The 22,875-nt window shown below is 68.7% G+C and carries 16 protein-coding genes; 8 read left to right on the top strand and 8 right to left on the bottom strand.

Annotation, left to right across the window (positions count from 1 at the left end; translation table 11 throughout):
- The first annotated feature begins 392 nt into the window (after nucleotides 1-392).
- Together LRH25_RS09815 and LRH25_RS09810 are read left to right on the top strand one after the other, a co-directional pair.
- Complete coding sequence (locus LRH25_RS09815) at nucleotides 393-1,076, top strand: hypothetical protein (RefSeq protein ID WP_141289514.1); 684 nt, start codon at nucleotides 393-395, stop codon at nucleotides 1,074-1,076.
- 70 nt (nucleotides 1,077-1,146) lie between these two features.
- The gene (locus LRH25_RS09810; RefSeq protein WP_141289515.1) at nucleotides 1,147-1,833 is read left to right on the top strand and encodes a hypothetical protein; all 687 of its coding nucleotides are present in this window, start codon (nucleotides 1,147-1,149) and stop codon (nucleotides 1,831-1,833) included.
- 18 nt (nucleotides 1,834-1,851) lie between these two features.
- On the opposite strand, the gene LRH25_RS09805 is transcribed toward LRH25_RS09810, so the two are convergent.
- Together LRH25_RS09805 and LRH25_RS09800 are read right to left on the bottom strand one after the other, a co-directional pair.
- Nucleotides 1,852-2,637: an aldolase gene (locus tag LRH25_RS09805; protein ID WP_141289516.1), complete on the bottom strand. Its 786-nt coding sequence runs from the start codon at nucleotides 2,635-2,637 to the stop codon at nucleotides 1,852-1,854.
- Nucleotides 2,638-2,654: 17 nt separating this feature from the next.
- Nucleotides 2,655-3,356, bottom strand: a complete 702-nt coding sequence (locus tag LRH25_RS09800) for a haloacid dehalogenase type II (RefSeq protein WP_141289517.1) — start codon at nucleotides 3,354-3,356, stop codon at nucleotides 2,655-2,657.
- 136 nt (nucleotides 3,357-3,492) lie between these two features.
- On the opposite strand from LRH25_RS09800, the gene LRH25_RS09795 reads away from it, so the two are divergent.
- Entirely contained in the window at nucleotides 3,493-4,338 is an 846-nt protein-coding gene (locus LRH25_RS09795) for a LysR family transcriptional regulator (protein WP_141289518.1), read from the top strand.
- Nucleotides 4,339-4,345: 7 nt separating this feature from the next.
- Here LRH25_RS09795 and LRH25_RS09790 read toward each other — a convergent pair whose 3' ends face one another.
- Nucleotides 4,346-7,795, bottom strand: a complete 3,450-nt coding sequence (locus LRH25_RS09790; RefSeq protein ID WP_231011065.1) for a DUF748 domain-containing protein — start codon at nucleotides 7,793-7,795, stop codon at nucleotides 4,346-4,348.
- Between the two features lie 60 nt (nucleotides 7,796-7,855).
- On the bottom strand, nucleotides 7,856-8,911 hold the full coding sequence (locus LRH25_RS09785; RefSeq protein ID WP_141290688.1) for a hypothetical protein: 1,056 nt from the start codon (nucleotides 8,909-8,911) through the stop codon (nucleotides 7,856-7,858).
- A gap of 339 nt (nucleotides 8,912-9,250) precedes the next feature.
- On the opposite strand from LRH25_RS09785, the gene LRH25_RS09780 reads away from it, so the two are divergent.
- Nucleotides 9,251-12,559, top strand: coding sequence for a carboxypeptidase regulatory-like domain-containing protein (locus LRH25_RS09780; RefSeq protein WP_231011064.1), 3,309 nt, complete (start codon nucleotides 9,251-9,253; stop codon nucleotides 12,557-12,559).
- A gap of 96 nt (nucleotides 12,560-12,655) precedes the next feature.
- Here LRH25_RS09780 and LRH25_RS09775 read toward each other — a convergent pair whose 3' ends face one another.
- Entirely contained in the window at nucleotides 12,656-13,891 is a 1,236-nt protein-coding gene (locus LRH25_RS09775) for an MFS transporter (protein ID WP_231011063.1), read from the bottom strand.
- Nucleotides 13,892-13,970: 79 nt separating this feature from the next.
- Here LRH25_RS09775 and LRH25_RS09770 point away from each other — a divergent pair, with 79 nt between their 5' ends.
- The 3 genes from LRH25_RS09770 (at nucleotide 13,971) to LRH25_RS09760 (ending at nucleotide 16,697) form a co-directional block, all read left to right on the top strand.
- Nucleotides 13,971-14,969 (top strand): AraC family transcriptional regulator, encoded by a 999-nt coding sequence (locus LRH25_RS09770; RefSeq protein ID WP_141289530.1) that lies wholly within the window; start codon nucleotides 13,971-13,973, stop codon nucleotides 14,967-14,969.
- A 126-nt stretch (nucleotides 14,970-15,095) separates the two neighbouring features.
- Nucleotides 15,096-16,211: an SMP-30/gluconolactonase/LRE family protein gene (locus tag LRH25_RS09765; RefSeq protein ID WP_141289529.1), complete on the top strand. Its 1,116-nt coding sequence runs from the start codon at nucleotides 15,096-15,098 to the stop codon at nucleotides 16,209-16,211.
- A 111-nt stretch (nucleotides 16,212-16,322) separates the two neighbouring features.
- The gene (locus LRH25_RS09760; protein ID WP_141289528.1) at nucleotides 16,323-16,697 is read left to right on the top strand and encodes a GFA family protein; all 375 of its coding nucleotides are present in this window, start codon (nucleotides 16,323-16,325) and stop codon (nucleotides 16,695-16,697) included.
- A 54-nt stretch (nucleotides 16,698-16,751) separates the two neighbouring features.
- Here the strand turns inward: LRH25_RS09760 and LRH25_RS33050 are convergent, their stop codons facing one another.
- Together LRH25_RS33050 and LRH25_RS09750 are read right to left on the bottom strand one after the other, a co-directional pair.
- Nucleotides 16,752-18,164: a C13 family peptidase gene (locus LRH25_RS33050; RefSeq protein ID WP_170200983.1), complete on the bottom strand. Its 1,413-nt coding sequence runs from the start codon at nucleotides 18,162-18,164 to the stop codon at nucleotides 16,752-16,754.
- Between the two features lie 117 nt (nucleotides 18,165-18,281).
- Nucleotides 18,282-19,442, bottom strand: coding sequence for a hypothetical protein (locus LRH25_RS09750; protein WP_231011062.1), 1,161 nt, complete (start codon nucleotides 19,440-19,442; stop codon nucleotides 18,282-18,284).
- An 89-nt stretch (nucleotides 19,443-19,531) separates the two neighbouring features.
- Here LRH25_RS09750 and LRH25_RS09745 point away from each other — a divergent pair, with 89 nt between their 5' ends.
- A complete protein-coding gene (locus tag LRH25_RS09745; RefSeq protein ID WP_259373957.1) occupies nucleotides 19,532-22,216 on the top strand; it encodes an excinuclease ABC subunit UvrA in 2,685 nt (894 codons plus the stop codon).
- Here the strand turns inward: LRH25_RS09745 and LRH25_RS09740 are convergent.
- Nucleotides 22,183-22,701 carry a hypothetical protein gene (locus tag LRH25_RS09740; RefSeq protein WP_141291920.1) on the bottom strand — a complete coding sequence of 173 codons (519 nt, stop codon included), beginning with the start codon at nucleotides 22,699-22,701 and terminating at the stop codon, nucleotides 22,183-22,185. The genes LRH25_RS09745 and LRH25_RS09740 overlap by 34 nt on opposite strands.
- Nucleotides 22,702-22,875: the final 174 nt, after the last annotated feature.

Raw genomic sequence — 22,875 nt, 5'->3', positions numbered from 1 at the left:
GCACCGCGCTCCCGGGTTGGGAGCAATCGCTCCGCGCTGGCCAAAACCCGCTGGATGAGCGGGTCAGGCTGGCGCGGTGCATGGCCGGCGATGTGATGACACAGCGCAAAAACAATGCCTGACTGACGTCATACAACCGTCAACAGGCAAAGCTAGAAAAATTCAATAAGTCCGCCGAATTTCCACCCCGACACACCTTTTTACCGGGCAACCATGGCTTTTCCGTTGCCCTTTCATGGCGCAGCCGAGGCCCTGTTTCGGGGCATGCCACGCACACTGCGGCTCACTTCGGCGGGGCCGGTTGTTGTATGACCGACCCTTGCAGAAGCCGGCGCGCAACGGTCACAAGCCGGCACGACGGACCTCACTCCCCCTTCTTCACAAGGTGTTCCATGAGACTCAAACAATGGGTTGCCCTGTCGCTGCTGGCCATCGCCACAAGCCATGTTGCAGCCGAAGCAATCGTCAAACAATCAGGCCCAGCCCGGACCCCGACCGCCGCGCCACCCGGGACCACCAAGATCTACAGCACGCTGAACACGGACGCGACCAACGTCTATGACTACGGCTGGGGCCCGGCCATCTTGGGGCCGCTGTGGCACATGCAGGGCGTGCCGGGCTCGCGCGGGCCGCAGCAGCACTTCGCGGTGCCGTTCAAGGCCAAGTCCAACATCAGCGTGACGCAGGTCATCGTGCCGCTCTCGCAGGACAGCGTCAAAGACGCCAGCACCCTGCTCATCTCGATCAACGCAGACGCCAAGGGCCTGCCCGGCGAAGCGATCTACACCTGGCAGGACATGCCGATCCAGAACACGCTGAACGCCGACAACACCGCGCGCCAGTGCTGCACCTATGTCGCCCCGAGCGCTGCAGCCGGCGAAGTGCCGCTGGTGGAAGGCAAGAAGTACTGGATCGTCGTCGCGACCACGCCCAAGAGCCGCATCACCGCGATGTGGTACTTCAACTCGCGCGGCCTGACCGGCACCGATGCCTACCTGGACGGCGGCGGCGTGTGGCAGAGCCAGAGCGAAGTGCTGCTGCCGGCCGTGGGCGTCTACGGCGTGCCGACCGAGTGAGCAAGCGCGTCTTCGCACTCGTCCCCGCCTTCACCCTCCCCGCTTTCCGTCATCCGACAAAGGTTTTCCCATGCGAATCCCGCAAACCCTGACAGCGCTGCTGTCGTTGCTCGCGCTCGCCGCAGCGACCACAGCCACCTCGGCCAGCGCCGAGCCCATCATCCGCCGAGTCGGTCCCGCACAGTCGGTCGCACCGACGGCGGATGCGAAGTCCCAGGCCAAGGCCGACACCCAGGTCCTGTACTCGACGATCACGTCGAACGTCGCGATGTACAAGGCCGACGCCGGGCTGAGCATCGCCGGCGACAGCGCGAGCGACCCGCTGCAGAACGCCGCGGTGCCGTTCACGCCCGCCATCAACGCCAACCTGACCAAGATGGTGCTGCCGGTGGCCCTGGGCGCCGGCAACCGCAGCACGCTGAACATCGTGGTGTATGCCGACGCGAATGGCGTGCCGGGCGCGCCGCTGTTCACCTGGACCGATGTGACGCCTTTCGACTGGAAGACCGAGAAAGGCGCGATCTACCCCTGCTGCAGTTATGTGCAGGTCACCACGGCCGAAACCATCGCACTGACGGCCGGCGTGCAGTACTGGGTCGGCACGGTCACCACGGCAGGCAGCGACGTCAGCGCCATCTGGCTGAACAACGCCAACGGCACGACCGGCGGCTACGCCACCTACGGCACCAGCGGCAGCTGGATCAAGGCCGCCTCGGCCACGCTGCCGGCGCTGTCGGTCTACGGCGTGGCCCGCTGAAGCCGCAGGTCGCTGAACTCAGCGCTCGAACGGATTGCCCGCAGCACGCAGCCGGCGCAAGCCGCTGGCCAGGTGCGCGCGGGCACTGTCGGCATCGCCCAGCCGCATCTGCGCTGCAGTGCGTTGGGCGATCTCGCCTGGAATGAGCTGAAGCGGCTCGCCGGTGCTCATCGCCAGCAGTTGCACCTGGGCCGCGCGCTCCAGGTAGTAAAGGTCGTCCCAGGCCTCTGCCACGCTGGCGCCGCAGACCAGCACGCCGTGGTTCTTCAGGAACACGATGTCGGCAGTGCCGATGGCTTTGGCAATGCGGTCGCCCTCGGTGTTGTCCAGCGCCAGGCCGTTGTAGTGCGGGTCCACGGCGGTGCGGCCCAGGAACTTCAACGCGGTCTGGCCTGCCCAGCGCAGCGGCTCGCCCTGCAGCATGCTCAATGCCGTCGCATGCGGCATGTGGGTGTGGAACGCGGCGCGTATGCGTGGCTGCTGGCGATGCAGCCGGGCGTGGATGTAGAAGGCCGTGGCCTCGGGCTGCCCTTGGCCGGCCAGCACCTGCCCGTCCACATGGCAGATCAGCAGGCTGGAAGCGGTGACCTCGGCAAAGGCCAAGCCATAAGGATTGACCAGGAACAGCGTGTCACTGCCCGGCAGCAAGGCTGAAAAGTGATTGCAGATGCCCTCCTCCAGCCCGTGCTGAGCGGCCAGCTGGAAACAGGCGGCCAGTTCGATGCGGGCCTGGTGGATCGCTTCGTTGTCCAGCTCGGGCAGTTCGGCAGACGGGGCAACGGATGCGGCAAGGGTGTGGGCCATGGCGAGATGATGCCTGTTCACCAGCCCGCCGCTGCCAGCAATTCCGGCACGCCAGCCAGCGTGGGCAGCGTCGCGTCAGGCGCGTAGTCGGGCAGCAGCCGGCGGCCGGTGCCGCGGTCGATCCACACGCAGCGGAAACCGATGTCCCGTGCCGCCGCATGGTCCAGGTGCGGGCTGGCGCAGATGTGCAGCACCTCGTCCTTCGTCACGCCCAGCGCCTCATGCGCATGGTCGAACAGCCGGCGGTTGGGCTTGTAGGCGCCCGCCTGCTGCGCGGTGATGACGCGGTCGATGTGGCCGCCCAGCTGCACCACGTTGCCGGCAATGATGTCGTCGTCGGTGTTGGAGACGATGCACAGCCGCCAGCCCGCCGCCTTCAGCCGCGCCAGCGTGGTCACCACCTCGGGAAACGGCGGCATCGCCGAGATGCGTTTGGCCAGCGAGGCCATGTCACCGTCGCCCACCGGCAGGCCCAGCTCGCGCAAGGCCATCTGCAAGCCCTGGCCGGCCACCTCGCGGAACGAGCGGTGCGGTGGCGTCTGCTCCAGCGCGTGTTCGTGGTGGTCATACACCTGGATCAGTCTTTCGGGCGAGACATGGTCGGCCTGCTTGGCGGCCAGCAGCTCGCGCACGGCCGCCTGCAGGCCCTCGTCCCACTGGATGAGGGTGCCGTAGCAGTCGAAGGTGAGCCAGCGGGGACGGGAGCCGGAAAGGGACATGGCGATGGGCTTTCTGCAGTGCAAGACAAGGAATGGGTGGCATCGTAGGCAGCCATCCTGTAATTTGGAAATTCGATTTGATGCAACACCTCAGTTGAATGTCTAATGACACCTTCAAAGTGGAAGGAGTGCCGAGGTGCTGGACCTGGAGTTGCTGCAGACCCTCGTCTGCGTGGTGGACGAGCGCAGCTTCACGCGGGCTGGTGAGCGGGTGCACCGCACCCAGTCCACCGTCAGCCAGCAGATCCGCAAGCTGGAAGAGCGCGTGGGCCGGCCGCTGCTGCTGCGCGACCGCACCGGCACGCAGATCACGCCCACCGCCCAGGGCGAGTTGCTGACGAACTACGCCCGCCGCCTGCTGGCACTGGCCCAGGAGGCCGAGGACGTGTTCGCGAGCGAAGGCGCCGTGCTGCCGGTGCGCGTGGGCGTGCCGGAAGATTTCGACGCGCGCCGCATGTCCGCCCTGCTCTCGGGCTTCAGCGCGCAGCAGCCCGGCCTGCGCCTGGCAACCATCAGCGGCATGAGCACGGACCTGAAACACAAACTCGCGCAGGGCGAGCTGGATCTGGCACTGGTCAAGCGCTCACCGGGCGAAGGCGAGTGCCTGGCCGCCTGGCCTGAAACCCTGGTCTGGGTGCAAGGCCAGGGCTTTGCGCTGCCCCCCGGCGAGCCCATCCCGCTGGCGCTGTTCCCGCAAGGTTGCGTCTACCGCCAGCGCGCGCTGCGCGGCCTGGACAAGGCGCGCCGCCGCTGGCGCCAGGCCTTTGGCAGCCACAGCCTCACCGGCATCCAGGCCGCAGTCGCCTCGGGCCTGGCGATCAGCGTTTTGCCCACCACCGCGCTGCTGCCCGAGCACCGGCTGTGCGAAGGCCTGCCCGAACTGGCGCCAACAGAGCTGGCACTGGTTGCGGCTTCAGGTGCGGTGCTGACCGCGCCGCAGCGGGCGCTGGTCGATCACCTGCAGCAGGCACTGAGCGTGTAGCGCAGGCTCAACGGGCAGCGGCGGATGACGCGGCCTCCACCGCAGGGCTCGCCTTGACGCTCAATCCCAGCTCGACCTGCGACGCTTGCTCAGCGTCCAGTCGTTTGGGCGCAACCAGCAGCAGGCGGTCCTGCGGGACATTGCGTGAAATCAGCCGACTGCTGACGGCCTCTGCGCGTGACGTGGCCAGTGCCGTGAGCTGGTCCTCGGTGACGGCGCTCTGCGCCATCAATTGCTGCTGCAGCGCGGCATGCAGCGGGAACTCTGGCGGCTTGGCCTCTGCTGTCCTGGCGGGCTCGGCTGGCTTGGCAGCGGCAGCCTTGATCTGCTGTCGCAAGGCCTCCAGGGCGGGCCCGCCCAGGCGCTGGGTGTAGATCGCTTCCAGTGCCTGGCGGACCTCGGGCTGGGTGAGGTTCACGGCGCCTGGCAGTTCGCCGGGGGCCACTTCCTGCTTGCGCTGGGCCGCCACGGCCTGGCGCAGCCAGAGGTCCTGCAGCGCGGCGGTGTCGGCCTGCAGGCTGTAGCCGGCGCTGATCTTCACGGCCAGGCCCGGGCGCTTGGCCAGGGCCTGGGCGAGCTGGTCCAGCTTCTCGCGCTCGGGCGGCGGCAGCTCGGCGTGGCCGGGGTCGAAGGCGATGCGGGGTGCGGCTTCGTCGTCGCCGCCGCCGAACAGCGCGCCGATGGCGCGGAACGGCGCAGTGACGACCTTGGTCAGCACGTTGACGATGGCCTTCCAGACGATGCCGCCGTAGCTGAACTGCGGGTCGTCCAGGCTGCCGGAAATGGGCAGGCCCAGGTCGATGCGGCCGTCGCTGTCCTGCAGCAGCGCCAGCGCCAGGTCCAGCGGCAGGTTCACGGCGGTCGGGCTGTCAACCTTCTCGCCCAAGGTGAGCTTGTCCATCACGACCTGGTTCTCGCCCCTGAGCTGGCGCTTGGCTATCTTGTACGCCAGGTCCAGCGACAGCTTGCCCGAGGCGATGCGCCGGCCGGCGAAGGTCGCGGCGTAAGGCGTGAGCGAAGTCATCTCGACGTTCTTGAAGACCACGCCGATGTCCATCGCATTCGTCGGGTTGCCAAGCTCGACCTGGCCGCTTGCACGGGCCAGGCCGTATTCGTCGACCTGCCCGCCCAGCTCGATCTGCGCCGAGCGGCCGGGCCGCGTGGACAGCCCCGCCAGCTGGCCTTGCAGGCCGTGGATGCGCGCGGCAAACGGCAGCGCCAGCGACAGGTCCGCAAAGTCCAGCTCGCTGTCGCGCACCCGCACGCGGCTCACGTCGACCAGGAAGGCCGGCGCGGCGGCGGGACTCGCCACCTTGGTGGCGGCCATGGCGCTGGCCGCCGAAGCGGCGGGTGCCGCAGCTGCCACGGCCTGTGGCCGCAAGACCTTGGTCAGGTTGATCGAGCGATCCTTGAAGATCACCAGCTTGGTGTTCAGGCCGTCCAGGTCCACGTCACCGGCTTCCAGCGACTGCGGCGTCACGACCAGGCGCGGTGCGTTCAGTTGGCGCCAGGCCAGGAAACGCTCGCCGCTGACGGTCTCGTCAATGCGCAGCTCGCGCAGCGCCAGCTTGCCTTCATACCGCGGCTGGCCTTGCGAGAGGCGCAGCCGGCCTTCGGCATCGAGCAGCCCGCCCAGCAGCGTGATCGCCGCCTGCTGGGCCAGGTAAGGCTTGGCCGGTGCCAGCGCCAGCCCGCGCAGCGACACGCGCAGGTCTGCCGCTTGGCTCGCGGGCTGCACCTGCCCGTTGATGCTGAGGCGCCCGCCGTTGCCCTGCACCGCCAGCGCGAGTTGCACCGGCAGCCTGGCCTTGGGATCGTCGCTCAATTGCTCGACCTGGCCCTGGATGCCCTCCAGCACCAGCGGCTGGGTACCGGGCACCGCCTCGTCGCGCAGCGTGGCCTGCCAATCGCTCGCGGCCACCTGGTCAATGCGGTAGTGCCAGGCCGGCGCACTGGCCGCTGGTGCTGGTGCGGCCACCGCAGCCTTGGCCGCCGCGGGCTTGAAGGCCGTGAGAAGGGAAAGCTCGCCCTGCGCATCACGCAGGGCCACCAGCTGCCCGCCGGCAAAGGCCACCCGGCCGATGCCCAGCGTGCGCTCGGCCAAATCCAGCTGTCCATCGCTCAGCGTGGCACCGGCCAGCTTGAACCAGGGCTCGGCAGCACCCGAGCGCAGCGCCAGCTCGCGGGCCGAGAGCTGCAGGCCTTGCAGCTTGAACTGGCCATCGCCGGCAGTGCTGGCCTCGGCCTGGAAGCCCAGCTTCAACTCGCCCAGCTCGGCCATCAACGGCGTGGCCAGGCCGCGGTCTTCGAGGCGCAGGCCCAGGCCTTCAACGCTGGCCCTGGCGAGCTGGAGTGTCCATGGCTCGGCAGGCGCCGAAGCCGCAGGGGCAGGCGCCGGAGGTGCAGCGGCCGCCGGCGCGGCAGCAAACCAGTCCTGCAGGTCCAGCCGGCCATCCACCGCGCGCACCAGGTGCAACGCACCGCCTTGCAGTGCCAGGCTTTCGACGCCGATGTGGCGGCTCGCCAGGTCCAGCGTACCGCCGCTCAGCGTCAACGCGCCCAGCGCCACGGCCGGCTCGGTCTGGCCAGTGCCGCGCAGCGCCACCTCGGCCAGCTTGGCATTCACCTGCGCCAGCTTCAGCGACAGCTGGCGCTGCGCATAGGCCGCTTCGTAGTGCAAGGACAGCGAAGCCTGGCCCTCGGGCGGTGCCATCTTCAGCCGCTGCTGCAGATAGGGCCAGAGCCGGCCCAGCGGCAGGCCCTGGATGGAAAACTCGCCACTGGAGACCAGCGGATTCAGGCCGAAGCGGCCTTGCCAGTGCAGGTCGGCACCCAGGCCCACGTGCGCGGTGACTTCGTGTTCGCCTTGCGCATTCGGCAAGGTCGAAACATCATCGAGTTCCAGTGCCAGCGGCGCGAGCTGGGTGCTGAAACCACCGCTCACCTGCTGGTCGGAAAAGTCGATGCGGCCATCGCTGAGTGCGAGCCGTTGCACCAACAAGCGGGGCGGCTCGGCCGTTGGATCGGGTGGCGGCGCAGGCTGAGCCTTGTCGGCCAGCGCGTCCACGAACAGCTGCCAGTTCAGTCGCCCGTCGGCCAGCAGCGTCACCGCCACCGTGGGCTGCTCGATCAGCAGCTCGTTGAAGGTCCAGGCGCGGCGGAACAAGCTGCTGGCCTGGAAGTTCACGTAGAGCCGGCCCAGGCCCAGCAGCGGCTGGCCTTGCGGCGTCTTCAGCGACAGGCCTTGCAGCTCCAGCGACAAGGCCAGCGGATTGAAGTGCGCCTGCTCGATGGCCAGCGTGTAGCCGCCTCGCCCGGACAACCACTTCGGCGCCGCCCATTTCAACAAGGGCCCGACGGCCAGCCAGCCCAGCAGCAGGTACAGGGCCAACAGACCTCCGCCAAGCTGCACCCAACGGCGGCCCAGCCAGGGCCGCACTCGCATCCACCATGTCATGGCGGGCACGATAGCACCGCCATCCGCGCGGCAAGCGCACGCGTGGCGGGCTGTCGCGCGTCAGGGCAAACGCAGGAAGCCGAGGTAGGTGCTGCTGCCGGACTTCAAGCAGGTTCCGGCGACGACGCCCTGGTCATTGATGCTGCTGGGCGATGTGTAGAGCATCTTCGGCACCTTGAAGGTCGTGACCGCACCGTCTGCGGCGCGCACAAAACCGCTGGCGCCGCGCGAGGCGGTGTAGTCACCCACGATCTGGCCCGCATTGTTGATGCCCGCCACGTTCATGAGGCTGCGGGTGGCGCCCACCTTGAACAGCGTGATCTGGCCGCCTGCGCTGCGCACATAGCCTTGCGAGGACTTGGTGGCGCAGTTGAACGGGCACACCACGGTCCTGAACACGCCGGCCGCGGTGCCGGCGTTGTTCAGGCCTGCCACTTCGGTCTGCGGGATGCCGGCCGGGTCGCTCACGGTGCCAGCCTCGAAGCTGGTCAACACGCCGCTGGCCGTCTGCACGAAGCCAACGTACTTCAGCAAGGTGTTGAGGTAGAGCACCTCGAAATTGCCGGCGCTGTCGCCGCCATCGTTCAGCGCACTGGCCACCGAGCCGCTCATGCCGGCGGGCATGCTGATGCTGGTGAAGCCGCCGTTGGCGGTGGCCACGAAGCCGCGGTTGGCGAAGTCATCGTTCTGCTCGTTGCGGTAGAAGCCCGAAGTGCTGCCAAGGTTGTTGATGGCGTAGGCCACGCTGAAGGAGCCCGGCGTGACCAGGGACGTGATGACCCCCGCAGGGCTGCGCGTGAAGGCCTTCAGGCCGCCCCCGTCGGTGTAATAGCCGGCCACGGTGCCGTCGTCGCTGATGGACATCGCCGTGGTGCTCAGTCCATTGACGTCGAACCCGGTGATCTCGCCGGACGCGCTGCGCACGAAGCCGCGCGACTGGCCGCCGCTCGAGGTGTACGAGCCGGCGACCACGCCGCTGTTGTTGATCTGGGCCACCGAGAAGCTGGTGGCACCCGGCACCTGGAACGTGACGAAGCTCTCGGCTGCGGCAGGCAATGCGGTGGCGAGCAGCGCGGCGCTCAGCAGCGCGGAAGAGAACGTGAAGGGAATCGACATGACGAGCCTCTCTGACTTTGGTTGTAAGACGTGTGCAGCGCGGTGTCTCCGCCGCGCTGGCCATCGCTGGCGAGCGCGACGGTAGCAGCGCCTGGGTGTCCGCTGCACAACTCAAATTAGGGGAGGCATGGCGCGTTCTCGATCAACGGTCGCAGCCACTGGCTTACCGGATGAGCCTGCCACCGCAGGTGCCGTGCTGGCCGGCTTTGCTTCGCCGCTGTCGCGTCGTCGCCCGGCAAATGAATGGCCGTGGTTTGGCCGCCTTCTCTGCCGCTCACGCGAGGGTCGGGCCACTAACGTTCACCGCTCAAAGCGGCGTGTGCCGTCAAGAGGGAATACATGATCTCGAACTGGATTTACCGGCTTGCGGTGTCGCTGGGCGCTTGTGCCGCGCTGACCCTGACGGCCTGCGGCAGCGACGACACCGCGTCGACCTCGCCGCCTCCTGCCGTGGCCAAGGTCGGCACCGTCAGCGGCGTGCTGGTCGATGCCAGCAGCGGCCTGGTGCTACCGGGTGTCACGGTGCAAAGCGCAGACCGCAGCGCCACCACGGCCGACGACGGGCACTACCAGCTCACGCAGGTGCCGGAATCGGCCACTGCCTCGGTTCGCTTCACCCGCACCGGCTATGCACCCAGCGTGGCCGTGGTCGCCGTGGCCGACCAGACGACGGTGTCGCTCGATGCGCGCCTGACGCCGATCGACACCAGCGCTGCAGTGGACGCCTCGCAGCCAGCGACCGTCGCCTCGACCGTGTCTCCCGCCCAGGTCAGCCTGCAAGCGGCCAGCCTCACCGCTGCCGATGGCACCACTTTCACCGGCACCGCCACGGTCTCGGTCACGGCCATCGACGGCGGTGCGAACGCCGCCAACCTGCCGGGCACTTTCGTGGCCGCCGCCGTGGGCAGCGACCCCGCGCGCACGCTCGAAAGCCTGGGCGCCGTGAGCGTGAACCTGAGCGACGCTGCCGGCCAGCCGCTGCAGCTCGCCGCCGGCAAGCCAGCGGAACTTCGCATACCCGCCGTGGTAGGCAACACGCCTCCGGCCAATGCCGCACTGTTCTACTTCAACGAGGCCACCGGCCTGTGGGTGGAAGAAGGCGCGGCCGTGCTGGTGGGTGACGCACCGAACCAGTATTACCAGGGCACCGTGTCGCACTTCACCTACTGGATGGTGGCACGCGCGGTGACCACCGTGGCCGTGACCGGCTGCGTGCAGGACGGCACCGGTGCACGCCTGGCCGGCGCGAACGTGGTGGCCGGCGGCATCGACTACGTCGGCCGCACCACCGCCGTGACCGCAGCGGACGGCAGCTTCAGCCTCAGCGTGCGCAACGGCGGCCTGGCCCTGCTCACCGCCGACAGCAGCGTAGGCAGTTCCGACGGCCTGCGGGTCGGCCCCTCGGCCTCGGCCATCAACCTCGAAAACTGCCTGGTCGTCTCCACCGCTGTCGCACTGCCGACGCTGGTGCAATCGCCCTCGGCCCAGTCCGCCCAGCAGGCCGGCTTTGCGGTCTTTGACGTGGTGGCAGCCGGCCAGGGCCCGCTGCGCTACCAGTGGCTCAAGAATGGCGCGGCAATTGCCGGCGCCACCGGGCCGCACCTGCTGGTGAGCAACCTGCAGGCCAGCGACAATGGCGCGGCCTTCCGCGTGGCCGTGACCAATGCCGCCGGCACCGTGACCAGCGAGCCCGCCAGCCTGACGGTGACGCCGGTGGATTCGGGCACCGGCACCCCGCCGGTGACACCGCAGCCGCCGGTTGAAACGCCCACCCTGAGCATCTCGGCCCAGCCGGCCAGCGCCAGCGTGGCCGTTGGCCAGACTGCCAGCTTCAGCGTCACCGCGGCCGGTGCCTCGGACCTGAGCTACCAATGGCGCCGCAACGGCGTGGCCATCGACGGTGCCACCGCTGCGAGCTACCAGACCGGTGCCGTGGCCTACGCCAACAACGGCGAGGTCTACTCGGTGCTGGTTTCCGGCGGCGGCACTTCGCTGGCCAGCGCATCGGCCAGCTTGAGCGTGGTGCTGCAGGTGGCCGCCAGCGGTGGCCACATCCTGGCCTCGATCGACAACTACGCGGCCTCGACCGTCCTGCATTTCGCCGACACCAACCGCAGCCGCACACCGGCGGCCATCGTGGCTGTCAGCACCGACACGCCGACGGCAGCCGCCCTGGCCATCGAGCCCGCCACCGGCGCCTACCCGCTGACCAACTACCAGCACAGCATCGAGTACAGCCTGAAGGACGGCAAGGTCAGCGCGCTGCGCAAGCGCTTCGACTTCTATGCCAAGAACGACCACTACTACGTGATCGACCACCTGGGCGCGACGGACGGCAGCGTCAGCTCGCGCCAGCTGTCCACGCTGGCCACGCAAGAGGTCTGCTCGCTGCAGTACATCACGCCGCAAGGCCAGGATGCAGCGGTGCCGTCCAGGGGCTGGCTGTTCATGCCGACGCCGGCCGCGGACGGCAAATGCCGCACCGCCGCGACGACGGAGAGCGCCAAGGCCGTGCGCATGGACATGAGCGCCACCGATGCGCCCGTCGCCATCGGCAAGCCCATGGCCCGAGTGTCGGATGCCTCCGGCGCCTTCCTCGGCCTGGTCGTGCTCGAGGGCAACCAGATCAGGCTGCTGGACGCCGACCTGAAGCCCAAGGCGGACCTCTACACCATTGCCGGTGACGGCAGCTTCCGCTACCGCGACACCATGCCGGCCCAACCGGACCTGTGGCTGTTCAGCGATGTCGGCCAGGTGTGGGCGGTCAACCTGAAGAAGCCGTCCGTGCGGGTGCCGGTGACCACGCTGTCGTCCGGCGAGTTCATCACGCGCAATGCCAGCGACGGCACCACGGCCTACATCGGCATCACCGATGGCGTCACCACGCGCATCGTGAGATTCAACGCCGACCTGAGCACCAGCACGCTGGCGACGATGAGCGGCCGGCTGACGCAGCTGCGCCTGACGCCGACCACGGTCGCCGCGGTGGTGCTGTCCACCCCCGCCACTGACGACTACCTGTCCACCGCCGCGGGCCAGCTGGTCAGCGTGGCCAAGGCCAGCGGCGCCGTCACCGTGCTGCGCGCCTTGTCCGGTGGCGAGACGCAGGGCTACATGGTCGCCTCGGCCGAAACGCTGTACATGCCGCTCTACAGCAACGACTTCGCGACGGCGAACACGCTGGTCGTCGGCTCGGATGGCAGCAGCCCCGAAGTGCTGCCCTTCACCGACACTTACGACGAGATCGCCCCGGCGCTGGGCACGCCGGCCGAAGTCTTCGGCTCGAACGTGGGAGCGGTGATGCTGGTGCAAGGCCCCAACCAGGGCAGCACCGCCGCACCGCGCGTCCTCGTCGCCCAGGGTGCCACGCGCACGCTGACAAGCTATGCGGACCCGGCGCCGAACGACCCCGCCTGGTCGATGGAGCCCAACGCCTTCGACCGCGCCCTGCAACTCGGCCAGCCCGCCGTGCTGGTCCGCAGCAGCAACACCAGCACCGACCTGTACGCCTACCGCAGCGGCACCGCCGGCCTGACCAAGGTCGGCAGCACCGCCAGCCCCCTGAAGATCCGCCCTGCAGCGCGCAGCACCGCCAGCGCAGCCACGCAGCGCAAAACCCAGGCCCGCACGCGGCTGGGCGCACAGTGAACTGAAGCGGGGGCTGGCGACCGCCCCTGCATCAACCTGAAGGCCCCCATCGCAAACGCCCCGCCGTCATCGGCGGGGCGTTTTTCATGGATGGCTTCAAGCGGGTGCCGGCACCACCCGCGGTCCCCAGCGCCAGGTGAGCAAGGTGCCCAGCGTGACGGCGACCACGGCGAAGGCCGGTGCGCCCAGCGCGCCCACATGGTCCACCAGCAAGCCGCCTCCGATGGCGCCCGACGCGATGGCGATCTGGAAAGCGGCCACGATCAGGCCGCCTGCCGCCTCAGCCTGGTCCGGCGCGGCGCGCACGATCCAGGTCTGGAAGCCGACCGGGAAGGCGCCGAAGGCAAAGCCCCACAGACTGACGGCGACGGCGGTGACGACAGGCGAGCTGCCGGCCACCAGCAGGCTCGCGGCCAGCAGCACGATCAGCGCACCGCCAGCCGCGATCGCGTGGCGCTCGCTGCGCCCGGCCAACCAGCCACCCGCGAAGTTGCCGAAGAAGCCGCCAATGCCATAGCCCAGCAGCACGGCCGAGATCGCCTCCACCGGCAGCCGCGTCACCTGCTCCATCACGGCGCGGATGTAGGTGAAACCGGCGAAGTGGCCCGAGATCACCAGCAGCACTGCCAGCAATGCAAAGCGCACGGCCGGCCGCGTGAACAGCTCGCCCATGGCCCGCAGGCTGGACTCGCCATGCGGCGGCAGGGCCGGCAGCGTGATCAGCTGCACTGCAAACGCCAGCACGCCAACCGCCCCGGCCGCGACGAAGGCGCTGCGCCAGCCCCACAGCTCGCCCATCCATGCGCCCACCGGCGCCGCGCACACCGTGGCAATGGACACGCCGGTCAACACCAGTGACATGGCGCGCGGAAACAGCGGCGCGGGCACCAGCCGCATGGTCAGCGCCGCGGCCATGGACCAGAAGCCGCCCAGGGCAATGCCCAGCACCACCCGCCCGGCCAGCAGCACGCCCAGCGATTGCGCGGTGGACGCCAGCACGTTGGACAGCAGCAGCAAGGCGGTGAGCGCCAGCAGCACCCAACGGCGGTCCAGGCGCCGCGTCAGCAGCGGCACGGCCGGTGCGGCCACGGCGCCGACCAGCGCGGTGGCCGTGACCGCCTGCCCGGCAGCGCCAACCGAGACATGCAGGTCGGCCGCCATCGCGGTGAGCAGGCTGGCAGGCAGGAACTCGGCGGTGACCAGGCCGAACACGCCCAGCGAGAGCGAGGCCACGGCGGGCCACCGCGCGGCGTCTTGTTCGGGTGCTGCGGGGGGCGCGGCGGGAAGCTCGCTGGCGGCAGCCAGGCACGCGGAGCAGGAATTGGATGACACGGAATGCGAAGCCTTGTGGGTCCTGAGGTTGATCAGCTTAGGCCTAGCATCCAGTGCTTTCCATGCCGGAACAGCCCAAATGCTTGACCGTTTCTCCAGCCCGCCCACCGCCACGGCCCCGGCCCCGACGTCCGGCCCGGACCCGCTGACGCAGATCCTGCTGGGCCTGAGGCTGGAAGGCGTGGAGTACGGCCGCTGCCTGATGCACGCCCCTTGGGCGATCTCATTCCCGAAGCAACCCACGGCGCGCTTCCACTTCGTCGCCAGCGACAGTTGCTGGCTGCGCGCGGGGGCCGAAGACTGGGTGCAGCTGAACGCTGGCGACGCGGTGCTGCTGCCGCGCGGCAGCGCCCATGTGCTGGCCAGTGCGCCCGAAGTGCAGGCCCTGGACATCGATTCGCTGGGACGCGACACGGTGGTCGACCAGCTCTACCTCGTGCGCGACGCCGCCGACGAAGCCGGGCCGCCCAGCCATGTGATGTTCTGCGGCAGCATGCAGTTCAACCTGGACCCCTTGCACCCGCTGCTGGCCATGATGCCGGACGTGATCCGCGCCGGCGACCTGGCCCAGCGCGACCCGACCGTGCCAGTGTTGCTGGAGGCGATGGAGCGCGAAGTGGCGCTGAACCGCATCGGCGCCTGTGGCATCCTGGCGCGCATGGCCGACGTGCTGGCCGCCAGCATCATCCGCGCCTGGGTCGAATGCGCCTGCAGCAACCCGACAGGCTGGATCGCCGCGCTGCGCTGCCCCGGCGTGGGCAAGGTGCTGGCCGCCATCCACACCGCGCCCGAGCGCGACTGGAGCGTGCCCGCGCTGGCCCATGTGATGGGCACCTCGCGCTCGCGCTTTGCCCAGGCCTTCAAGGACTCGGTCGGCGAAAGCCCGGCCCGCTACGTCGCCAAGATCAAGATGTTCCAGGCCCGCCGCTGGATCGCGCAGGACGGCATGCGCATCACCGTGGCCGCCGACCGGCTGGGCTACGACTCCGAAGCCTCCTTCAGCCGCGCCTTCAAGCGCGTGCTCGGCCACGCGCCCAGCCTGGCAAAGGCCTTGGCCGAGCAGCTGGACGGACGCTGAACAAGTCATACGATGACCACCGATTCCGCCCGTCCCGCATCCGTGGAATCACGGTCATCTACCGGGTAGCCCAACGCGCATTCGACTTGTACGATGTCATAACACTAATGACATCGGAGACCTCTCATGCAAGACGACACCCGTGCAACCCTGCCCCGCCGCAGCCTGCTGCAAGCCGCGGCAGGAACCGCATTCGCCGCCGCAACCGGCAGCGCGCTGGCCCAGTCCTTCGACTTCAAGCCCAACCAGCGCTACCCGGACCCTGCCGTGATGGTGCTGGACCCGAGCTTTGCCAAGTACCGGCTCTACAGCAGCACGCTGGAGCAGATCGGCACCGGCCTGCGCTGGGCCGAAGGGCCGGCGTATTTCCCGGAGAAAGGCTGGTTGCTGGTCAGCGACATTCCGAACAACCGGATCATGAAGTACGACGAGAAGGACGGCAGCTTCAGCGTCTTCCGCAATCCTTCGAACTTCGCCAACGGCAATGTGTGTGACCGCCAGGGCCGGCTCGTCACCTGCGAGCATTCGGTGACCCGCCGCATCACCCGCACCGAGCGCGACGGCAAGGTCACGGTGCTGGCCGACAGCTTCGAAGGCAAGCGCCTGAATGCGCCCAACGACATCGTCGTCAAGTCCGACGACAGCATCTGGTTCACCGACCCGCTGTTCGGCATCAACGGCGAATGGGAAGGCAGCAAGGCCAAGCCCGAGCAGGCGACGACCAACGTCTATCGCCTGGGCACCGACGGCAAGCTGAGCGCCGTGCTGACCGACCTGGTCAACCCCAACGGCCTGGCCTTCTCGCCAGACGAGAAGAAGCTCTACGTCGTCGAATGGAAGGGCACGCCGAACCGCAGCATCTGGCGCTACGACGTGAACCCCGATGGCTCCCTGAGCGGCAAGATGAAGTTCATCGACGCGGCCGACCAGGGCGCGCTCGACGGCTTCAAGGTCGACCGCGACGGCAACCTCTGGTGCGGCTGGGGCAGCAACGGCGCGCTGGCCGCCGAACCGGTCGACAACCCGCTGCTGCCGGGCCGCAAGGTCTACCCGCTGAAGGGCCGCTCGGAGGACCTGGACGGCGTGATGGTCTTCAACCCCGAAGGCAAGGCCATCGGCTTCATCCGCCTGCCCGAACGCTGCCCCAACCTGGTCTTCGGCGGCCCCAAGCGCAACCGCCTCTACATGACCAGCAGCCACTCGGTCTATGCGCTGTATGTGGAGGCGCACGGCGCGGTGTGAGTCCCTGCAGCGATCACGGCGGAGGGCACCCGCCCTCCTCGGCGCCATGGAACAAACGGCCAGCCACCCTGTCTCATCTGCGGTGGCCCACCAACAAGAAAGGAAGCCGCCATGAACCTGCTGTCAGGACAATGCCTTTGCGGGCAGGTACAGCTCACTGTTCGCGGTGAACCGCTGCGTGTGGGCATCTGCCATTGCATGGACTGCCGCAAGGAAAGCGGCTCGGCTTTCACCTTCTACGGCATCTGGCCCGTCCAACGCTTCGAACACGCGGGTGACACGTCCGAATTCCGAGGCCGCCACTTCTGCCCCCGCTGTGGCGCGCGGCTGTTCTCAGTGGACGACGAAGAGGCCGAGATCAAGCTCGGCATCCTGTCGCAAGCCCCCACCCCTCTGGTGCCGAGCTACGAGCTGTGGATCAAGCGCCGCGAACCGTGGCTGAGGCCGATCGACGGCGCCGAGCAGCACCTGGAAAACCGGAGGTGACGGGCGCAGGCCGGTAGGCCACTGCGCTAGCGTGCTGGCAAAGATACGCATCGCTCAGCGCCCACCCGCCTGCTGCTTCTCCAGCTCCGCCAACTTCTCCCGCATCCTCGCCCCCATCGCAATCTGCGGATTCGAATAGCCGTCGTCCTTGCCGGCTTCCTTCTCGCGCTGCGCAATGACCTCGCGCGCCTTCGCATGCGCTGCTTCGAACGGCATGCCGGCGCGGATGTTTTCGTCGTACATCGCGCGGCCGAAGAAGGTCAGCGGCGAGCGGCGGCCGCAGCCGTAGGAGGTGTGGTCGGCGTCGGCTGCCGTCATCACCAGCGTGTCGTCGTCCGCCAGCGGCGCGATCCAGCTGCCGGAGAAGCAGGCGGAGATCGAGATCACCGCGTGCTTGATGCCGGCTTCGTTCAGCCAGGACTTGAGGTCCTGCGGCGTCACCGAGTCCACGTCCAGCGGCCAGAACGAGGTCGCGAGTTCGCCGTCGCGGCCGCCGTGCGAGGTCAGGTGGATGAACAGCACGTCTTCGTCCACGTCCATCTGCTCGCCCGCACGCTGGATCGCGCGCTCCAGGTTGATCGGCGTGGCCCAGGGCCAGTCAGGTGTTTCCTCGCGCTGGTTGATCAGTTCCAGCGGCGCCGCGCCATAACGCTTCTGCATGACCTCGGCCACCATGTGGCTCTCGCGGCGGAACACTTCCTCGTCGGCATTCGGCGCGAAGGTGATGGCGTAGACCTCGACCTTGCCGGGGTGCTGGGGCGGCACCGCGTCCAGCGCGTTCGCCAGCACATCGTCCTGCGCCTCGAAGACTTCCTGCGTGAGGCTGAACGGGGGCTCCTTGTCAGCCTCGGTCTCCGCGGGCGGGCGCTGCGGGTACCAGAAGTGCACCGGCTGGTAGAACTGCAGCAGCAGTTGCGAGCCGACCAGCAACAGCACCGCCGCAAAGCGTGAAAGCCCATTGGCCGTGCCACCCCGCCACAGCAGCCGGCCCTGCGCCGCGAAGACCCAGCCCATCCAGATCCAGCTGACCCACTGCACCAGCGCCACGGCCTGCTCGTCCTGGCTGTCCATGCCACGGATCAGCGGCACCAAGACCAGCGCGCTGCCCAGCACCAGCGGCAACATCAAGGCACAGAGCAAGGCCAGGCGCGCGCCCGCCTGCCGCAGCACCTGGCCCGGCTCGGCCGCAGGGTCGCGCACCGCCAGCCAGGCCACCAGCGCAGACACCACCAAGGCCATCCACGGATTCATCAGCAGCGCCGGCCAGTAGAAGCGCGCCGGGCCGTCGATGAACAGGCGCGCCAGCCCCAGTTCCGCGCCCAGCCCGACCAGCCACAGCAGCAACAGGACGCCCGCTGACAGCGGCAGGCCCTCGCCGTTGGCCCGCAGCAGCAAGGCCGCGCGCAAGCCTTGTGCCCACCAGGCGCCGAGTGCGCCACGGGGCAGCAAGGGCTCCTTCGGCGCCACGGCGACGAGCGGTGGTGCGTTTGTCTCTTCAGGCACTGCCGAGCCCTGCCCGGCCGATGCTTCATTCACCATCATCCACTCCCCCGATTGTTCTTGGCGACACAAGCCCGCCTTGTTTCAGCTGCCGGCCAAGGCCGATGGCGACCAGGCATCTGCATCCTGGTGACCGAAAAGTGCGCCAACGTAGCGTCCCAGGGACAGCTCGAAATGCCGGGCCGCGGCCGCCTCGCCCGCATCTGCTCGCCGGGCATCCGCCACGAAAGCCTGGAACAGGCTCCACTGGCTGGACAACTGCGAGACCACCAGGCGCGCCAGGTCGTAGGACAGCAGGTTGCCGTCATCGGTCCTGCGGAAGGACTCCCCGGTCCAGAACTGCTGGATGGTCTCTTCGTTCCAGAAGCGCACATGCATGGCGTGCAAGGCATGCGGCGTGTGCAGGCTTGGCCGGGCGCCGGCCACCCGGTGCTCGGTGTTGACGGCAAGCCCTTCGTCCAGCCACACCGGCAGGCGCAGATGAGCGAGCGCGCTGTGGGTCAGCTCATGCGCGATCACCGGCTCGATGTCGCGAAGCTCAGCACGGCACAGCACGAAGTGCGGGCAGCCAGCGTCGATGAACATGCCGCCACTGAAAGCGGCTTCGCCTTCTCCTGGGTCATGCGCGGCCACGTAGTGGTAGTAATCGTCTTCGTGGTCCAGCACCAGCACGATGCTTTTCATCCCGGCGGGAAAGCGCGCCAGCGGGCCCAGCACGCGCTCGATGCGCCCTCGCGTCCTGGCCACGTAGGCCGCCACGGCGTCAGCACTGGCGGGCTCCAGCGAGGACAGCACCCACGCGGCCACGCTCTCTCGCAGCGAGACATGCGCGCCCAGGGCATCCCGCATGTGCAGCAGCCAGGCGCGGTGCGCAGCCAGCCGCAGGCCTGGCTGCAGGGCAGGCGGCAGCGGCCCCAGCCAGGCCTCGAACGCGCGCCAATCCATCAGCGGATGGCCATGCACCAGCTGCAGGCCATGGGCCATCACCCAGTTCTCGGCGCCCGGCGCCTCGAGCAGCGCTGGCGGCGCGTCCAGCACGCCAGTGCGCACCGGAAGCTCGGCGCGAGCTGCCTGCTCGTGTGCCCGGGCCTGGGCATGGCCCATCAGGGCCCCCATGAATGGCACCATCCACACCATCGCAATGTGCATGCCCTTGTGGTCCATGGCATCGCCCAGGCCGATGATCCGGCGCGTGATCCAGATGTTCAGGCCCACGAGGGCCAGCAAGACAATGAGCAGAGGCATGACGATGCGAGGCGCGCACAGTTGAAATCGAAGCCGAGAATCTACCTGCAACACCGTGCCCTCGGGCGCCAGCACCCCGAAACGCCAGCATGACGGACCGCGACAGCCCACCGCTTGAACCCGTGACCAAAGCCTCGACCGCGAACCAGCCCCCACGCGCCCCCTCTGCCTTCGTCCGCGTGCGCGGCGCCCGCGAACACAACCTGAAGAACGTCGACGTGGACATCCCACGGGACGCATTGGTGGTGTTCAGCGGGGTGTCGGGTTCGGGCAAGTCTTCGCTGGCCTTCGGGACCTTGTATGCCGAGGCGCAGCGGCGCTATTTCGAGTCGGTGGCGCCCTATGCGCGGCGCTTGATCGACCAGGTCGGCGTGCCGGCGGTCGATTCGATCGACGGGCTGCCGCCGGCCGTGGCGTTGCAGCAGCAGCGCGGCACGCCGAGCACGCGCTCGTCCGTCGGCAGCGTGACCACGCTGGCCAGCCTGCTGCGCATGCTGTATTCGCGTGCCGGCAGCTACCCGCCTGGGCAGCCCATGCTGTACGCGGAAGACTTCTCGCCCAACACGCCGCAGGGCGCCTGCCCCACCTGCCACGGCCTGGGCCATGTCTATGACGTGACCGAAAAAAGCATGGTGCCGGACGACACGCTGACGATCCGCGAGCGTGCCATTGCCGCGTGGCCACCGGCCTGGCACGGGCAGAACCTGCGCGACATCCTGGTCACCCTCGGCCACGACGTGGACAGGCCATGGCGCGATCTGCCGCGCAAGCTCAAGGACTGGATCCTCTACACCGAGGAGCAGCCCACGGTGCCGGTCTATGCCGGCTTCACGCCCGCCGAAACCAAGGCTGCGCTGAAGCGCAAGCTGGAGCCCAGCTACCAGGGCACCTTCATGGGCGTGCGCAAATACGTGCTGCACACCTTTGCCACCACGCAGAGCGCGCTGATGAAGCGCCGCGTGGCGCGTTTCCTGGTGGGCGGGCTGTGCCCCGCATGCGCCGGCAAGCGGCTCAAGCCCGAGGCACTTTCGGTGAAATTTGCCGGGCGGGACATTGGCGAGCTGATGCAGCTGCCGCTGGCGCAGCTGGCCGAGGTGCTGGCACCGGCAGCCGCGCACGCCGAAGGCGCGCTCGCAGCGCAAGGCAAGGTGCTGAGCCGCAGTGCGGCCAAGGCCGACAACGCGCGCCGCGTGGCCGCTGGCGGTGCTGCACACACCGCCACGCCGGACGTGCGCCGCACCGCGGGGGACTCCGAGGAAAAGCGGCTGGCCGCGCAGCGCATCGCGCAGGACGTGCTGAGCCGCGTGCACACGCTGACCGAGCTGGGCCTGGGCTACCTGTCGCCGGACCGCAGCACGCCCACGCTGTCTTCCGGCGAGCTGCAGCGCTTGCGGCTGGCCACGCAGATCCGCTCCAACCTGTTCGGCGTGGTCTATGTGCTGGACGAGCCGACCGCCGGCCTGCACCCTGCGGACGGCGAAGCGCTGCTGACCGCGCTGCGGCAGCTGAAGGCGGCCGGCAATTCGCTGTTTGTCGTCGAGCATGACGTGGGGCTGATGCGGCAGGCGGACTGGCTGGTGGACGTGGGGCCGGATGCCGGAGAGCTGGGCGGCCAGGTGCTGTACAGCGGACCTCCGGCCGGGCTGGAAACCGTCACGTCTTCGCGAACCGCGCCCTACCTCTTCGGCCACCGCGCGGCGCCCACCCGGGCCGGGCGCAGGCCCAGCGGCTGGCTGAAGCTGGCCGGCGTTGGCCGCAACAACCTTCAGGCGGTGGAAGTGGCCTTTCCGCTGGGCGCGATGACCGCCGTCACCGGCATCTCGGGCTCAGGCAAGTCCAGCCTGGTCAGCCAGGCGCTGGTGGAACTGGTGAGCCGCCACCTGGGCCAGGAAGAGGCACCTGTATCCGAAGATTCGGCCGAGCTGCTGGACGAACCGCCGCTGGCCGTCACCACTGGCTGCATCGCCGAAGGTGCCGAGAAAATCCGCCGGCTGGTGCAGGTGGACCAGAAGCCCATCGGCCGCACGCCGCGCTCCAACCTGGCCACCTACACCGGCCTGTTCGACCAGGTGCGCAAGCTGTTCGCGGCGACACCTGCAGCGAAGAAGCGCCAGTTCGATGCCGGCCGCTTCTCGTTCAATGTCGCCAAGGGCCGCTGCGAGACCTGCGAGGGCGAAGGCTTCGTCAGCGTGGAGCTGCTGTTCCTGCCCAGCGTCTACGCGCCCTGCCCGACCTGCCACGGCGCACGCTACAACGAGGCCACGCTGCAGGTGCGCTACCGCGAGCGCCACATTGCCGAGGTGCTGGGCATGACGGTGGACCAGGCGCTGGCCTTCTTCGCGGACCAGCCAGCGCTCGCGCGCCCGCTCACGCTGCTGCGCGACATCGGCCTGGGCTACCTGCGCCTGGGCCAGCCGGCCACCGAGCTGTCCGGCGGCGAGGCGCAGCGCATCAAGCTGGCCACCGAGCTGCAGCGCAGCCAGCGCGGCGACACGCTGTATGTGCTGGACGAGCCGACCACCGGGCTGCACCCGTCGGACGTGGACAAGCTGATGGCGCAGCTGCAGGGACTGGTGGACGCGGGCAACACCGTCGTGCTGGTCGAGCACGAGATGCGCGTGGTGGCGGCCAGTGACTGGGTGATCGACGTAGGCCCGGGCGCGGGCAGCGCGGGCGGCCGCATTGTCGTGGCCGGCCCGCCAGCCGAAGTCGCGCGGGCCGAAGGTTCGGCGACGGCGCCTTACCTGCTGCGCGAGCTGCCCGGCTTGGCGTAGTCGCTCTCGATCCAGGCGACCGCGCTGGCGGCCTTGAGCTTGAAGTTCGCCGCCACCTTGACGCTGGCCAGAGGCTCGCCGTAGGCGTCCTGCGCGGCCAGGATGGCGTGCGGTTCGTATTCGTCGGCCACCAAGTCCAGCGTCACGGTGATGCGCTCGCCGTTGACCTCCACCACCACGTTCTGGTGGTTGATCGCGTGCAGGTGCTGCTCGTGGCGGCGGATCACCTCGGAGGCGGTCTTCACCAGCACGTTGAAGGCAGCGGTGTCCAGCGGCTTGGGGTTGCGCTTGTCGCGGCCCATGGTCCACGGGCCGATCAGCGCCGGCTCGGGCTCGCCGTCCTTGATCATGGCCACGGCCCAGCCGTCGCCCTCCTCACTTTTGAGGACCTTGGCCGTCCAGCCGTTGTCGCGCCACAGGCCAGGTTGGTGGATGGTGTCGGGCGTGGTGCCCTCGGCGGCCTCGTCGGCGTCTTGCAAGCTCATGGGGCATTTTAAGGAGTTGGCAGGGCCGTCGAATTCGGGTACATACAGGCGGTGTCCATCGACACCACTTCGGTGCTGTGTGGCCTGACGCAGTGACTTCGGCAGTAGGGATCACGCAACCTGAAAGCGGCTGTCGAACCGCGGCCCGTGCCAACCGCGGTCGTTCGGCCAACC

The sequence above is a fragment of the Ideonella azotifigens genome (assembly GCF_021043325.1).
In the GTDB taxonomy this organism is placed as follows: domain Bacteria; phylum Pseudomonadota; class Gammaproteobacteria; order Burkholderiales; family Burkholderiaceae_C; genus Ideonella; species Ideonella azotifigens.
This window is presented reverse-complemented; position numbering and strand designations above follow the sequence as displayed.